Source organism: Pseudomonas sp. D1-36 (assembly GCF_051132205.1).
Lineage (GTDB): Bacteria > Pseudomonadota > Gammaproteobacteria > Pseudomonadales > Pseudomonadaceae > Aquipseudomonas.
Genome location: NZ_CP071674.1, coordinates 666,857 through 682,323 on the forward strand (window position 1 = coordinate 666,857; position 15,467 = coordinate 682,323).

The following is a 15,467-nucleotide window of genomic DNA, read 5'->3' on the forward strand; positions in this document are numbered from 1 at the left end:
GCGATAAATAGTTACCGCATTCACGGAGCGAGCAATGGATAGGCTCGGGTTTTCCAACCTCAAGGATGACCCGATATGCCAGAGCCTACCGTTGCAAAAAGCGCCACGACTTCACCCGCTTCGAAACACGGCGAGCACGACGATCTGCTCAGAAGTCGCATTTCCTCCTGCTACATGAAAGCCACCGCGCAGCGCCAGAAGGCGCTGAGCGATCATGACCTGGAGCTTCCAGACTGGTACGTGAAGACGACCCACCAGACCAGGGCCAACCTAAAAAGCATTCACGAGCGCTACTGCGCAATTTTCAACCAGGTCGACTACGCGCTGGGCAAGGTCCAGGACATACGGACCTTCGCCGAACCCTTGCTCAGCCAGGCCATCCAGACAACCTTCAGGCGTACGCTCAATGTCCGGGAGGTTTATTTTGCCCGCAAGTTCGCGGTCAAGACGCGTACCGACATGGGTATCAACTTGCTCCATCGACTGACGGGCGAGGGCTACGACACTTACCAATACCGGGGCGGTTCGTTATTGGACGTCGCGCTGGCCAATTTCGAACCCGATGAAGAGCACAAGCTCGACTGCGATGATTGCCACCTCATTACCACCACGCCGGTGTCCGCCGATGGCACCTTGAGTCATACCCTGGAATCCGTGCGCGCGGGAGCATTGCCCATAGCCCCCGAGGCGTTCATCAAGCTATGCCGCAAGCTCGACCTGGGACGCAAGTATCGGGAACACCTCACGACGATCCTGGAACCGAACGACCGCCAGGCCCGCGAACGGTTGGATGAACAGTTGCGCGAGCATCACAAGCAACTCCTCACGATCAGTACCGAGATCGCCCACGCCAAGGCGGACATCCGGCAGGACACCTACCGAATGTTGCAGCGGGTAGTGGGTGGGCAGCCCTCGGCCGAGCTGGACGGCCGCGCGGTGACCTTCGCGACGTTGACGGTCCTTGACGTCGAGCTTGTCGGGCCTTTGCTGATCGGACCGGAGCGCGACCGCAGTACCCGGTTGGAGCGGGTCGTGGCGTATATCCCGGACGACCCCGAGCACCCGGTGAAGGAATACGCCTCCAGCTACGAATTCATGGTCGAACTGCGTCGCCGCCTCCACAACCTCGACTACCGGCGCTTCTTCAGCCGCTTCGTGCCGCTGCATGAGCAAGGGCATTTCTTCGAGCGTTTCAACCGTCTCTTCAAACCCTCTTCGCAAACCGATGCCAAAGGCGACTTCCCCCTCAAGTCGAACCTGCCCAGGCTGCCGATGAGCGCGTCCGACCTCAAGGGTTTCTTGTGGGAGACGCTACGGGTAAATCAGGTCCGCAAGATTTACCAAGACGCACGGGTCGCGGCAGTTCCTACAGGGGATGAAGACAAGAAGGCGCGTCAGGCGCGCCTGGAAAGTTGGGAAAGCACGGTCATCGATGTGCTCAACATGGCGGCGTTCGTTGTTCCCGGGCTCGGTCAGGTGATGATGGCGGTGTGGGCGTTGCAGATGCTGTACGAGGCGTTCGAAGGCATCGAGGCGTTCGAGCAGGGCGAAACCAAGGAAATATGGGCGCACGTTTCCAGCCTGGCGCTTAACGCCGCGTTCATGGTGGCAGGCGCCAAAGTGCTCCCGCGCATCATGCCATCGGCTACGGTGGATCAACTGGCGCCCGTCACTTCGCCGACTGGCGAAAGACGGCTCTGGCGACCCGACCTGGCGCCTTACCGGAGCGATCTGGAGCCGCCCGCGAATTCGCAACCCGATGCCCTGGGCTTGTACCGCGTCAACGGTCGCGACGTCTTGCCATTGGACGACAGTCACTACGAAGTCCAGCAAGACCCGGCCACCCAACGTTATCGCATTCGCCATCCTTCCCGACCGGATGCCTATCAGCCCGAGCTGACAAACAACGGCAGCGGTGCCTGGAACCATGAGCTGGAACAGCCGCGAAGCTGGGACGGTGCGACCCTGATGCGCCGGCTCGGCCACCGCGTCAAGGATTTCAGCGATGCCGAGCTCGAGCACATTCGTACCGCCAGTGGCACCAGCGAGGACGTGCTGCGGCGCATGCACGCCGAGGGCGAGCCGGTGCCGGTGTTGCTGGACGACACGATCAGGCGCTTCGACATCGCTCGCAAGGTCGATGCTTTCCTGCTGCACATGCAAAGCGAAGATCCGCTGATCTATGAGAAAGCCGATTCGATGACGCAGCTGCACTTGCTCACGGGTTACGGCCCATGGCCAGAAAACTTGAAGCTGAAGGTGATCGACAGCGCGGGCAAGTCTCTGTGGGAATACGCTCACCCAACGGATGGAACGTCCATGATCCGTGAAGTCATCGTCAGCGATACGGAAGTGGATTCATCTTCATTCCCCAGGAACCTGATCGAGGCCGTGGATGCGACGGGCAATGATCTGTTGGCCGGCACGCGGCCGGCCATCGCGAAAACCGACATGAACGCCCGGATCCAACAGTTTCGCAAGAATCTCCTTGAAGTGGCGGTGCGTGAGAAAAACCAACTGATCCATGATCACTACGCCAAGGGCGATGTGTCGAAAGACCCGCGGGTCAAGCTGATCAAATCCCGTTTTCCTTCGGTTCCGGCGGCCGCCATCGAGCAGATAATGGCCCACGCCAGTCCCGGCGAAACCCGGCAAATGGCCGGATGGGATTACACCGATGCGACCCAGACCAAACCCATCCCGCTGCGCATCGCCGAAGAGCTGCGTCACTTCCAGCGGGCGATCCGCTTGAACCGGGCCTACGAAGGGTTATACCAAGAGAGCCTGGCCACGGCGGATACACCCCGCCTGGCGCTGGCGACCCTCAAGACCCTGGCGGGTTGGAGCGATACGGTACGCATCGAACTGAGGGAGGATTTCACCTCGGGCAGATTGATTGACAGTGTCGGGCCGTCGGATTCGACGCAGGTCAAGATCGTGGTCAAGCGTGACGATCTCTATCAAGCCCATGACGACAGCGGCAACGACCTGAGCAGCGAGGGCAGCCTCTATGCGGCCTTGCAGCACGCGCTGCCGGATGCCGAACGCCAGGCCATGGGCCGCCCCTCGATTCATCATGGCGCGTTGCTGAAGACGGCTATCGGCGCGGCGCCGGTGAGGCGGGGCTCATTGGCAAAGGTCTTGAAGATGCCGGCAGCCAAACCGTTGCTCGTGTCGCCAATGCGCCTGGCCTCGGGCAGATACGGCTATCCATTAGGCGGGCCGCTGGAATGGCTGCGCCTGGGCCGTTCGCCTGAAAGACGGGTGCGAGAGTTGTTTCCCGATTATTCGTCCCAGGAAGCCCGGGTCTTCGTGCGGGAACTGGGCGACAGAGCGGCCGCGGAGATCGGTCGCCTTGAAACCGAGTACCGTACGTTGCGCGATGAGCTGGACCGTTGGGTCGCTTCCACCGAGGCGGATGAAGGGAACGACGATTTATCGGCGTCATGGCGACGAGTCAAGCAAATCACCGCCGATCGTATCCGTAAATGCTGGAGACGCCAGTCCCGGGCCATCATCGTGGTCGACGGCCGGCGTGTCGGGTATGAGCTTGATTTGAGCTGGATGCATCTGAGGTCGTTGCCGCAACTGTCGGCTGATTTCAGTCACGTGACCTTCCTGAAACTTTATAACATGGGTTTGTCGCAACAAACCTGCAACGGTTTCCTCACGCGTTTTCCTGCCCTTCGTTGGCTGGACATGAGCCATAACAACCTGACCGAAGTGCCGGAGGCGTTGGCGGCAATGCCCCGTCTGAGCAACCTCACGCTGGCATCGAACCAGATCGGCCTGACGCCGCGAGGTGTTGAGATCCTGGCCGGCCTGCCCGCCATGGAATTCCTTACCCTCAGCGACAATCCACTGGGTCGTTTGCCGGACTTCAGCACCATGCCGGCCCTGACGGAGCTGTCGCTTCGAAATACCAGGATCGACACCTGGCCCACGGGCCTGCTGGAACAGCCGCTGGAGGAACTGGACTTGCGCGCCAACCAACTGACCGAAGTGCCGGCACACGTGATCGATCCGCCCGCCGACCAGGCCCACGCCACGGCCCGGCTCAATGGCGTGACCTTTATCCAGGGCAATCCGATGAGCGAGGCGACTGGGCAGCGCTTGCGGGAATATTGGGCGAATCTTCAGCAGGCCCATCCCGAATGGGTCGCGCCGCGCAGGCCAGGAACACTCCAGCTGGCGGCCAACGCTGTGGTGGGCATGCGGCCAGACGTGCGGCCATGGCTGCGTGATCTGCCGTCCGAACAACGGGAGGATAAAAAGGCCCTGTGGCAGAGCCTGCAGGCAGATCCGTTATCCGGGGAGTTCTTCCAGTTGCTGAGTCGGTTGATCGGGTCCTATCAGGACGTGGCTGACTATTCGGACCTGCAGGCCCGCGTCTGGCAGATGCTGGAGGCTGCCAGGGATTCCACTGAATTGCGTCGTGAGCTGTTCGAACTGGCCGGCGAGCCGGCCTGTGAAGATCGGGCTTCGTTGTCATTCAGCAACCTGGAAATAAAGATGATGATCCACAACGCCAAGGCCCTGTCGGTGGAAGGGGATGAGGCTGCCACGCTGATTCGCTTGGCCAAGGGATTATTCCGGCTGGATGAAGTGGAGCGGATTGCCCTGCGGGACATCCAGGGGCGCCGTGATGCAATCAACGGCCGTGAGGGGCTCACAGCCGCGCAAAAGACCGAGCTGATCAGGCTGATCGAAGAAGTCGAGGTCCGCTTGGCCTATCGTACGGGGCTCAGGGATCGGCTGGAGCTGCCGGGGCAACCGGGAGGGGGACGCTTCACCAACCTGGGGAACGTTTCCAGCGCCATGCTCGATGCCGCTGCCGCCGAGGTCCTGGCCCTGGACGGCTCGCCCCAAGAGATGCAGTCACTGGTGGGCCGTGATTTCTGGATCGACTACTTGAAGCAGCAGCATGCGGCAGATTTCCAGGCGTTGACCTACGCCCTCACTGAGGACCTGCTGGCGCTGGATGAGCAGAAAGCGGACGGAACCCTGGAGGAGGCTGACTATGCCAACCAATCCGAGGCGCTGGGCCTGCAACACAGGGTCAAGGAAGCGGAATTGATCCAGTCGTTGACCCAGCAGGCGTTGGATGCGCCTCAGGACAGTACAGACCTGTAAGGCGAACCGGCGGCGAGGGCACTTGCCTTCTCGCCGCCGGCTCTGTTCAGAACAGGAAATAGCGCTGCGCCATCGGCAACACGTCGGCCGGTTCACACCACAGCAGCACGCCGTCGGCCTTGACCTGATAGGTCTGCGGGTCGACGTCGATACTCGGCAGGTAGTCGTTGTGGATCAGGTCGGTTTTCTGCACGTTGCGGCAGCCTTTGACCACGGCGATTCTTTTCTTGAGCCCAAGCTGTTCCGGCAGCCCGGCCTCGGCGGCGGCCTGGCTGATGAAGGTCAGGCTGGTGGCGTGTCGCGAGCCGCCGTAGCTGGCGAACATCGGCCGGTAATGCACCGGCTGCGGCGTCGGGATCGAGGCGTTGGCGTCCCCCATCAGGCTGGCGGCAATCGCTCCGCCCTTGAGAATCAGCGTCGGCTTGACGCCGAAGAATGCCGGGCGCCACAGCACCAGGTCGGCCCATTTGCCCACTTCGATGGAACCCACTTCGTGGCTGATGCCGTGGGTGATCGCCGGGTTGATGGTGTACTTGGCGATGTAGCGCTTGATGCGGAAGTTGTCGTTGCCTTCGCCGTCGCCGGGCAGGGCGCCGCGTTGCTTTTTCATCTTGTCGGCGGTCTGCCAGGTGCGCGTGATCACTTCGCCAACGCGGCCCATGGCCTGGCTGTCGGAGCTGATCATGGAGAAGGCGCCGAGGTCGTGGAGGATGTCTTCGGCGGCGATGGTCTCGCGACGGATGCGGCTTTCGGCGAACGCCACGTCCTCGGCAATGCTCGGGTCCAGGTGGTGGCAGACCATCAGCATGTCCAAGTGTTCGTCGATGGTGTTGCGGGTGAACGGCCGGGTCGGGTTGGTGGAGCTGGGCAGCACGTTGGGGAAACCGCAGGCCTTGATGATGTCCGGCGCATGGCCGCCACCGGCGCCTTCGGTGTGGTAGGTGTGGATGGTGCGGCCCTTGAACGCGGCCAGGGTGGTCTCGACGAAACCGGACTCGTTGAGGGTGTCGGTGTGGATCGCGACCTGCACGTCGTACTGGTCGGCCACGCTGAGGCAGTTGTCGATGGCCGCCGGGGTGGTGCCCCAGTCTTCGTGCAGCTTCAGGCCGATGGCGCCGGCCTTGACCTGTTCGACCAGCGGTTCCGGCAGACTGGCGTTGCCCTTGCCGGTGAAGCCCATGTTCATCGGGAAGGCATCGGCGGCCTGCAGCATGCGCGCCAGGTGCCACGGCCCGGAGGTGCAGGTGGTGGCGTTGGTCCCGGTGGCCGGGCCCGTGCCGCCGCCGATCATGGTGGTGACGCCGCTCATCAGGGCTTCTTCGATCTGCTGCGGGCAGATGAAGTGGATGTGGGTGTCGATGCCACCAGCGGTGAGGATCATGCCTTCGCCGGCAATCACTTCGGTGCTGGCGCCGATGGCGATGGTGACGTCGGGCTGGATGTCCGGGTTGCCGGCCTTGCCGATGGCCGCGATGCGTCCCTCTTTGAGGCCGACGTCGGCCTTGACGATGCCCCAGTGGTCGATGATCAGCGCGTTGGTGATCAGCGTGTCGACGACCTCGGCAGCCAACAGCTGGCTCTGGCCCATGCCATCGCGAATCACCTTGCCGCCGCCGAATTTCACCTCTTCGCCGTAGGTGGTGAAATCCTTTTCCACCTCGATCCACAGCTCGGTGTCGGCCAGGCGGACCTTGTCGCCGACGGTGGGGCCGAACATGTCGGCGTAGGCTTGTCTCGAAATCTTCATGTGCTCGCCTTGAGACTCAATTAATAGTAAGGCCGTTCGCTGCGCTCACTTTTCGCGAGCAGGCTCGCTCCCACAATTGATCGCATTCCCTTGTGGGAGCGAGTCTGCTCGCGAAAGGGCCAACGCAAATGCCGTGACCTAAAGGTCGCCCATGATCCGCCCGGCAAACCCGAACACCCGGCGATGCCCGGCCAGGTCCACCAGTTCCACCTCTCGGCTCTGACCCGGCTCGAAGCGCACGGCGGTGCCGGCCGGTATGTTCAGGCGCATGCCACGGCTGGCGGCGCGGTCGAAGGCCAGGGCGTCGTTGGTCTCGAAAAAATGAAAATGCGACCCGACCTGGATCGGCCGGTCGCCGCTGTTGGCGACCTTCAGCGTCACGGTGCGGCGGCCGGCGTTGAGCTCGATATCGCCGGGCTGAACCTGGTATTGGCCTGGAATCATTGCGGTTGTCCCAAAGTCTTGTAGTAGATGGCGGTCGGGGTATAGGTCCCGTCCGGGCTCTGGCAGTAGTCGGGCAGTTCTCCGACGCGGGTGTAGCCCATGGCGCAGTAGAACGCCTCGGCTTCGGAACCGGCCTCGGTGTCGAGGTACAGCAGCCCACGCTTGTGCTGACGGGCGCCGAGCTCCAGGGCGCTCATCAATTGCTGGCCCAGGCCCCTGCGACGAGCGTCGCCGCGCACCAGCAGTTTTTGTACTTCGGCACGGTTGAGGCCGTTGGGCTTCTGGCACAGGGCGAGCTGGACGCTGGCCTGTACCTGTTCATCCTTGACCACCACCCACAACAGCAGGTGACCCTGATTGAGGCTGGCCTGGACTTCGTCGAAATAAGCCCTGGCCTGTACGGCATCCAGGTCGGCCATGAACCCCACGCTGGCGCCATGACCCACGGCGTCGAGCAACAGGTCGACCAGGCCCTGGCGATAATGCGCAAAGCTTTCAGCGTGGATTCGACGCAACTGGGCGGCGTTCATCGGTATCACTCCTTGTCCATGGCGGGCGGTGGCGCCCCGGGGTCGAGGACCAACTGCATGAAGGTCAGGTCCAGCCAACGGCCGAACTTGGTGCCCACCTGGGGCATCTGCCCGGTGGTGACGAAACCCGCCCGCTCATGGAGGCGAATCGACGCCGCGTTGCCGCTCTCGATAGCGGCAACCATGACGTGCTTGCCGCAGGCCCGGGCGCGCTCGATCAGGTCACTCATCAGCACAGGGCCAAGGCCCTTGCCGCGCTGGTCCCGGCAGACGTACACCGAATGCTCGACGGTGTGGCGGAAGCCGTCGAACGGCCGCCAGTCGCCGAACGAGGCATACCCAAGCACGTTGTCCTCGGCATCGATGACCACCCGTACCGGGTAGCCCTGGGAGCGCCGGGCACTGAACCAAGCCTGGCGATTGCCCAGGTCCACGGGCTGCTCGTTCCAGATCGCCGTGGTGTTGAGCACGGCATCGTTGTAGATGTCGCGGATCGCCGGCAGGTCGCGATGCTGGGCGTCTCGGATCTGATAAGTCATGCCGTTGCCTCAGACGATGGGTTGGTGGACGGTGACCAGTTTGGTGCCGTCGGGAAACGTCGCCTCTACCTGGATTTCCGGGATCATTTGCGGGATGCCTTCCATCACCTGCTCGCGGCTCAGCAAGGTGGTGCCGTAGTGCATGAGCTCGGCCACGGTCTGGCCGTCGCGGGCGCCTTCGAGCAACGCGGCGGAAATGTAGGCCATGGCCTCTGGGTAATTGAGCTTCAAGCCCCGGGCCAGTCGCCGCTCGGCGACGAGGCCGGCGGTGAAGATCAGCAGCTTGTCTTTTTCGCGTGGGGTCAGGTCCATGTGCAATCCATAAGGGCAGATAAAAATTTTGCAGTAGACACATTCCACTGTGGGAGCGAGCCTGCTCGCGAAAGCGGTGTGTCAGTCAACAATCATGTTGGATGTTCTATTGCTTTCGCGAGCAGGCTCGCTCCCACAGAGGAAATAACTAAGTACTCCAGATTCTTGGTGGCACGGCTTCTTTTCCAAGCAATGCAGGCCTGAGCAAGCGCCACAACTCAATCAACCACCCCCGCGCCAACAATGCCTCGCTCGCCAGGCAGCGTGCCACGACCAGGCCGGGCAGTTGGGTCAGGTCGCCACGCACGGCATGGTCCAGGGAGCGGCAGCGCTCCAGCAGCTCGCTGTCGATCTCGCCGGTCACCAGCAAGGTGGCTAACACCGGGTCGCCGCCCAGGCCGATGGGGGAGTCGAGCAACCCATCGCCACCGGCGATGCGCTGACGCTCGTGCCAGAGCAACTGGCCGTCGCGGCGGATGTCCAGCCACGATTGAAAGTGTCCCACGTCGAACCGCTCGCCGCTGGCCGGCCGACCGAGGGCAACGATGTCCCAGTAGAACAAGCGGGCGTCGCCTTGCAGATCGATGTTCGTGCTGAGTTCGGCCTGGGCCGCGCTGAAGACGATGGTTTCCTGGGGCAGCCATTCCAGGGTCGCGCCGGGGGCCACGCTCAGGCTCAGTTGCTGGTACGCCGGGCCGGCGGCGCGGTACCACTTGGCCGCGCCGGGGCTGGTCAATTGCGCCCAGGCGCCCTGGCCGACCTGGGCCGAAATGTCCAACCGATCCCCACCGGCAATGCCGCCGGGCGGGTGGACGATGATGTGCTGGCACACCTCGGGACCTTCGGCGTACAAGTGCTTCTGCACCCGCAACGGGCCTTTGTGCCGGCGCTGGACCGGGCGCGTGCAATCACCGAATCGGGCATAGCCCAAGTCCAGCTCGGCGTGCCAGCTGGGGGTGAACAGGGCGGATGGCGATACAGGTAGATTCATGATTTTCTGATTGTCGTCGGGACGCTACAGACTAGATCGTAACCAATCCGCGCACACCCTCGGCTTCCATATTTTCTCCACGGCCCTGCTGCACGATCTCGCCCCGGGACATCACCAGGTACTGATCAGCCAGCTCGGCGGCGAAGTCGTAGAACTGCTCCACCAGCAAAATCGCCATGTCGCCCCGGGCCGCGAGTTTCTTGATCACCGCGCCGATCTCCTTGATCACCGACGGTTGGATGCCCTCCGTGGGCTCATCGAGAATCAACAGGCGCGGCCGACTGGCCAGGGCCCGGCCGATGGCGAGCTGCTGTTGCTGGCCGCCGGACAGGTCGCCACCCCGGCGTTGTTTCATCTGCAGCAGCACCGGGAACAATTCGTAGATGAAGGCCGGTACTTCCTTGGCTTCTGAGCCCGGAAAGCGCGACAGGCCCATCAGCAGGTTTTCTTCCACCGTCAGCCGCCCGAAAATTTCCCGGCCCTGCGGCACATAGGCGATGCCGGCGTGGACCCGCTGATGCGGCTTGAACGTGGTGATGGCCTTGCCTTCCCAATTCACCACGCCTTCCTTGGCCGGCAGCAGGCCCATCAAGCATTTGAGCAGGGTGGTCTTGCCCACGCCGTTGCGACCGAGAAGGCACGTCACCTCGCCGACCTTCACGTCGAACGACAGGCCGCGCAGGATGTGGCTACCGCCGTAGTATTGGTGCAGCTTGTCGACTTGCAGCATGTCTTGAATCCCCTTGTGTCCCTTGTGGGAGCGAGCCTGCTCGCGAATGCGGTGTGTCAGTCACAGTTATCCCGACTGATACCCCGCATTCGCGAGCAGGCTCGCTCCCACAGGGAACAGCATGTTTCGATCTAGCGACCGAGGTACACCTCGATCACCCGCTCATCGGCCTGCACCTGTTCCAGCGACCCTTCGGCCAGCACGCTGCCCTGGTGCAGCACGGTGACGTGGTCGGCAATCGCGCCGACGAAGCCCATGTCGTGCTCCACCACCATCAGTGAATGCTTGCCCGCCAGGGACTTGAACAGCTCGGCGGTGAAGTCGGTTTCGGCGTCGGTCATGCCCGCCACCGGCTCGTCAAGCAGCAGCAGTTGCGGGTCCTGCACCAGCAGCATGCCGATCTCCAGGAACTGCTTCTGGCCGTGGGACAGCAGCCCGGCGGCGCGGTTGACCGAAGGGGCGAGGCGGATCGTCTCGAGCACTTCGCTGATGCGGTCGCGTTGCTCGCCGGTCAGCTTCGCCCGCAGGCTGGCCCACACCGATTTGTCGGTCTTGAGCGCCAGTTCCAGGTTCTCGAACACGCTCAGGGCTTCGAACACCGTCGGCTTCTGGAACTTGCGCCCGATGCCGGCCTGGGCAATCTCGACTTCGCTCATGGTCGTCAGGTCAAGGGTTTCGCCGAACCAGGCCTTGCCGTGGCTGGGACGGGTCTTGCCGGTGATGACATCCATCAGGGTGGTCTTGCCGGCGCCGTTGGGGCCGATGATGCAGCGCAGTTCGCCGACGCCGATGTACAGGTTCAGGTCGTTCAGCGCCTTGAATCCGTCGAAGCTGACGCTGATGTCTTCCAGGGTCAGGATGGTGCCGTGGCGGGTGTTCAGGCCTACGCCGGCGGCCCGGCCGAGGCCAATGGCGTCGCGGCTGCTGCCTTGGTCCCGATTGGCATCGAGAGGGGGTTCAATAATCGGTTCGAGCATGAAATCCGCTGTCGGTGTGATTTTCATTGTTCGCCCCTTTTCTTCAACAGCCCGATAACGCCTTTGGGTAGATACAGGGTCACGACGATGAACAGGGCGCCGAGGAAGAACAGCCAATATTCCGGAAACGCCACGGTGAACCAGCTCTTCATGCCGTTGACCACGCCGGCGCCCAGCAACGGCCCGATCAGCGTGCCGCGCCCGCCGAGCGCCACCCACACGGCGGCCTCGATGGAGTTGGTCGGCGACATTTCGCTGGGGTTGATGATCCCCACCTGCGGCACGTACAGCGCCCCGGCCAGGCCACACAACACCGCGCTCAACACCCAGACGAACAGCTTGAAGCCACGGGGATCGTAGCCGCAGAACATCAGGCGGTTTTCCGCGTCGCGCAGGGCGGTCAGCACCCGGCCGAACTTGCTGCGAGCCAGGCGCCAGCCGATGAACAGGCTCGCCACCAACAGCAGCACTGTGGCAAAAAACAGCACCGCGCGGGTGCCCGGCTCGGTGATGCCAAAGCCCAGGATCGAACGGAAATTGGTGAAGCCGTTGTTGCCGCCAAAGCCGGTCTCGTTGCGGAAAAACAGCAACATCCCGGCGAAGGTCAGGGCCTGGGTCATGATCGAGAAGTACACGCCCTTGATCCGCGAGCGGAAGGCGAAGAAACCGAACACCAGCGCCAGCAAGCCCGGCGCCAGCACCACCAGGCACATCGCCCAGAGGAAGCTGTCGGTGCCGGCCCAGTACCAGGGCAGCTCGGTCCACGACAGGAACGTCATGAACGCCGGCACGCCATCGCCGGCGGCCTGGCGCATCAGGTACATGCCCATGGCGTAGCCGCCCAGCGCGAAGAACAGGCCGTGGCCCAGGGAGAGCAAGCCGGCGTAGCCCCAGACCAGGTCCAGCGCCAGGGCGACAATGGCGTAGCAGAGGATCTTGCCCACCAGGGTCAGGGTATATGCCGAGACATGCAGCGGGTTATCCACCGCCAACAGCGACAACACTGGCAGGCTCAGCAGCACGGCGAGGATCACCGCGCCGACGGCGAGGGTGACTTTGGGTCCGGCCTTTTGCGTGGCCGTAAGCATCAGGGGCTGGTTCATCAGTCGATTACCCGTCCTTTAAGCGCGAAGAGGCCTTGCGGACGCTTCTGGATAAACAGAATGATCAGCGCGAGGATCAGGATCTTGCCGAGCACGGCGCCGATCTGCGGTTCGAGGATCTTGTTGGCGATGCCCAGGCCGAACGCGGCGAACACACTGCCGGCCAACTGGCCGACGCCGCCGAGCACTACCACCAGGAACGAGTCGATGATGTAGCTCTGGCCCAGGTCCGGGCCGACGTTGCCGATCTGGCTCAGGGCAACGCCACCGAGCCCGGCGATGCCCGAGCCGAGGCCGAAGGCGAGCATGTCCACCCGCCCGGTGGGCACGCCGCAGCAGGCGGCCATGTTGCGGTTCTGGGTCACGGCGCGCACGTTCAGGCCCAGGCGCGTCTTGTTCAGCAGCAACCAGGTCAGCACCACCACGAACAGCGCGAAAGCAATAATCACGATGCGGTTGTACGGCAGCACCAGGTTCGGCAGCACCTGGATCCCGCCCGACAGCCAGGCCGGGTTGGCGACTTCCACGTTCTGCGCGCCGAACACCAGGCGCACCAGCTGGATCAGCATCAGGCTGATGCCCCAAGTGGCGAGCAGGGTTTCCAGGGGCCGTCCGTAGAGGTGGCGGATTACCGTGCGTTCCAGGGCCATGCCGATGGCGGCGGTGATGAAAAACGCCACCGGCAAGGCGATCAGCGGATAGAACTCGATGGCGTTCGGGGCGAAGCGCTGGAACAGCATCTGCACCACATAAGTGGAATAGGCGCCGAGCATGAGCATCTCGCCGTGGGCCATGTTGATCACCCCCAGCAAGCCAAAGGTGATCGCCAGGCCAAGGGCGGCCAGCAGCAGGATCGAGCCCAGGGACATGCCGCTGAACGCCTGGCCCAGCAGCTCGCCGATCAGGAGTTTGCGCTTGACCTGGCCGAGGCTGGTTTCGGCGGCGGTGCGCACGGCGGCATCGGTTTCGACACCGGGTTCGAGCAGGTTTTCGAGGCGAGTGCGGGCCAGCGGGTCGCCGGTTTCCCCCAGCAGTCGCACGGCCGCCAGGCGCACGGCGGGGTTGGTGTCCACCAGTTGCAAATTCGCCAGGGCCAGGCTCAGGGCGGCGTGGACATCTTCGTCCTGCTCGCCGGCCAGTTGCCGATCAAGGAACGCCAGTTGCGCCGGGCGGGCGCTTTTTTGCAGCTGTTGCGCGGCAGCCAGGCGCACGCCGGCATCGACGGCGAGCAGTTGATGGCTGGCCAGGGCGGTTTCGATCAGCCCTCGCAAGCGGTTGTTCAGGCGCAGGGTCTTGGGTTGGCCATCGACGGTCAACTGGCCTTGCTGCAAGGCGTTGATCAGTTCGACACGCTCAGGCTCCGGCTGCGCGGCCCAGGTTTCCAGGAGCTTGGCCTGCTGGGTCGGGTTGGCGGCGACGAAGTCTTCGGCGTCGCCGGCATGGGCGCCCAGTGGCAACAGCAGGGCCAGGGCGAGGATGAGGCGGTAAAGGGCGGTGGGCATATGCTAGGCCTTGCGCAAACTTCTTTCTTTGTGGGAGCCAGCTTGCTCGCGATAGCGGTGTGTCAGTCACATGTCTTCTGGCTGATCCGCTGCTATCGCGAGCAGGCTCGCTCCCACAAGGGGTGTGTGTCGGCCCGGGGATCAGGGCCGACTCCCATGGGCTCAGTTGCTCTTCACCGCGTAGTCAGGCTTCTTGTCGTTGCCGGCGATGAACGGGCTCCACGGTTGCGCGCGGATCGGCCCTTCGGTCTGCCAGACCACGTTGAACTGACCGTCGGCCTGGATCTCGCCGATCATCACGGGCTTGTGCAGGTGATGGTTGGTCTTGTCCATGGTCAGGGTGTAGCCCGACGGTGCGGCAAAGGTCTGGCCGGCCAGGGCTTCGCGGACTTTGTCGACGTCGGTGGACTTGGCTTTTTCCACCGCTTGGGCCCACATGTGGATGCCGACGTAGGTGGCTTCCATCGGGTCGTTGGTCACGGCTTTGTCGGCACCCGGCAAGTTCTTGGCCTTGGCGTAGGCTTTCCAGGAGTCGACGAACTTCTTGTTCGCCGGGTTATCCACGGACTCGAAGTAGTTCCACGCCGCCAGGTTGCCGATCAAGGGTTTGGTGTCGATGCCGCGCAGTTCTTCCTCGCCCACCGAGAACGCCACGACCGGTACGTCGGTGGCCTTCAGGCCCTGGTTCGCCAGCTCCTTGTAGAACGGCACGTTGGAGTCGCCGTTGACGGTGGAAATCACGGCAGTCTTGCCGCCGGCCGAGAATTTTTTGATGTTGGCCACGATGGTCTGGTAATCGCTGTGGCCGAATGGGGTGTAGACCTCTTCGATGTCCTTGTCCGCCACGCCTTTGGTGTGCAGGAACGAGCGCAGGATCTTGTTGGTGGTGCGCGGGTAGACGTAGTCGGTGCCCAGCAGGAAGTAGCGCTTGGCGCTGCCGCCTTCTTCGCTCATCAGGTATTCCACCGCCGGAATCGCCTGCTGGTTCGGCGCCGCGCCGGTGTAGAAGACGTTCGGCGACATTTCTTCGCCTTCGTATTGCACAGGGTAGAACAGCAGGCCATTGAGCTCTTCGAACACCGGCAACACGGATTTACGCGACACCGAGGTCCAGCAGCCGAACACCACGGCGACCTTGTCCTGGGTCAGCAATTGCCGGCCCTTTTCGGCGAACAGCGGCCAGTTCGACGCCGGGTCCACGACCACCGCTTCGAGCTTCTTGCCGTTGACCCCACCCTTGGCGTTGATCTCGTCGATGGTCATCAACGCCATGTCCTTGAGGGACGTCTCGGAGATCGCCATGGTCCCGGACAGCGAATGCAGGATGCCAACCTTGATGGTCTCGGCGGCCTGGACGGTCCAGGTCATGCCCATCGCGGCAATGCTTGCCGAGAGTGTAAAAGCCTTGATCAAGCTACGACGCTTCATTGTGCGATCTCCGTGGACTTATGATTTTTAA

At 62.9% G+C, this 15,467-nt stretch carries 12 protein-coding genes; 1 reads left to right on the forward strand and 11 read right to left on the reverse strand.

Translation table 11 applies throughout. The features are described 5' to 3' along the window. Positions 1–75 precede the first annotated feature (75 nt). On the forward strand, positions 76–5,133 hold the full coding sequence (locus tag J3P76_RS02920) for an NEL-type E3 ubiquitin ligase domain-containing protein (protein WP_434701469.1): 5,058 nt from the start codon (positions 76–78) through the stop codon (positions 5,131–5,133). 46 nt (positions 5,134–5,179) lie between these two features. On the opposite strand, the gene ureC is transcribed toward J3P76_RS02920, so the two are convergent. The 11 genes from ureC to urtA all read right to left on the reverse strand — a co-directional run bounded on the left by ureC (position 5,180) and on the right by urtA (position 15,436). Continuing rightward, positions 5,180–6,880 (reverse strand): urease subunit alpha, encoded by a 1,701-nt coding sequence (gene ureC, locus J3P76_RS02925; protein ID WP_434701470.1) that lies wholly within the window; start codon positions 6,878–6,880, stop codon positions 5,180–5,182. Positions 6,881–7,018: 138 nt separating this feature from the next. Beyond that, on the reverse strand, positions 7,019–7,324 hold the full coding sequence (locus J3P76_RS02930; RefSeq protein WP_420766241.1) for an urease subunit beta: 306 nt from the start codon (positions 7,322–7,324) through the stop codon (positions 7,019–7,021). Continuing rightward, the gene (locus tag J3P76_RS02935) at positions 7,321–7,854 is read right to left on the reverse strand and encodes a GNAT family N-acetyltransferase (RefSeq protein WP_434701471.1); all 534 of its coding nucleotides are present in this window, start codon (positions 7,852–7,854) and stop codon (positions 7,321–7,323) included. Before J3P76_RS02935 ends, J3P76_RS02930 begins: the two co-directional genes overlap by 4 nt. 5 nt (positions 7,855–7,859) lie before the next feature. Continuing rightward, entirely contained in the window at positions 7,860–8,393 is a 534-nt protein-coding gene (locus tag J3P76_RS02940) for a GNAT family N-acetyltransferase (RefSeq protein WP_420766243.1), read from the reverse strand. A 9-nt stretch (positions 8,394–8,402) separates the two neighbouring features. Continuing rightward, on the reverse strand, positions 8,403–8,705 hold the full coding sequence (gene ureA / locus J3P76_RS02945) for an urease subunit gamma (RefSeq protein ID WP_420766244.1): 303 nt from the start codon (positions 8,703–8,705) through the stop codon (positions 8,403–8,405). A gap of 148 nt (positions 8,706–8,853) precedes the next feature. Next, positions 8,854–9,696 carry an urease accessory protein UreD gene (locus J3P76_RS02950; RefSeq protein ID WP_434608020.1) on the reverse strand — a complete coding sequence of 281 codons (843 nt, stop codon included), beginning with the start codon at positions 9,694–9,696 and terminating at the stop codon, positions 8,854–8,856. 31 nt (positions 9,697–9,727) lie between these two features. After that, positions 9,728–10,426, reverse strand: a complete 699-nt coding sequence (urtE, locus tag J3P76_RS02955; RefSeq protein ID WP_434560905.1) for an urea ABC transporter ATP-binding subunit UrtE — start codon at positions 10,424–10,426, stop codon at positions 9,728–9,730. Positions 10,427–10,557: 131 nt separating this feature from the next. After that, complete coding sequence (urtD, locus tag J3P76_RS02960) at positions 10,558–11,430, reverse strand: urea ABC transporter ATP-binding protein UrtD (RefSeq protein ID WP_420766247.1); 873 nt, start codon at positions 11,428–11,430, stop codon at positions 10,558–10,560. Continuing rightward, positions 11,427–12,506, reverse strand: a complete 1,080-nt coding sequence (gene urtC, locus J3P76_RS02965; protein ID WP_420766248.1) for an urea ABC transporter permease subunit UrtC — start codon at positions 12,504–12,506, stop codon at positions 11,427–11,429. The genes urtD and urtC overlap by 4 nt, the downstream gene beginning before the upstream one ends. Then, the gene (gene urtB / locus J3P76_RS02970; protein ID WP_434608014.1) at positions 12,506–14,008 is read right to left on the reverse strand and encodes an urea ABC transporter permease subunit UrtB; all 1,503 of its coding nucleotides are present in this window, start codon (positions 14,006–14,008) and stop codon (positions 12,506–12,508) included. The genes urtC and urtB overlap by 1 nt, the downstream gene beginning before the upstream one ends. Before the next feature lie 162 nt (positions 14,009–14,170). Then, positions 14,171–15,436 (reverse strand): urea ABC transporter substrate-binding protein, encoded by a 1,266-nt coding sequence (urtA, locus tag J3P76_RS02975; protein ID WP_434701472.1) that lies wholly within the window; start codon positions 15,434–15,436, stop codon positions 14,171–14,173. Between the last annotated feature and the right edge of the window lie 31 nt (positions 15,437–15,467).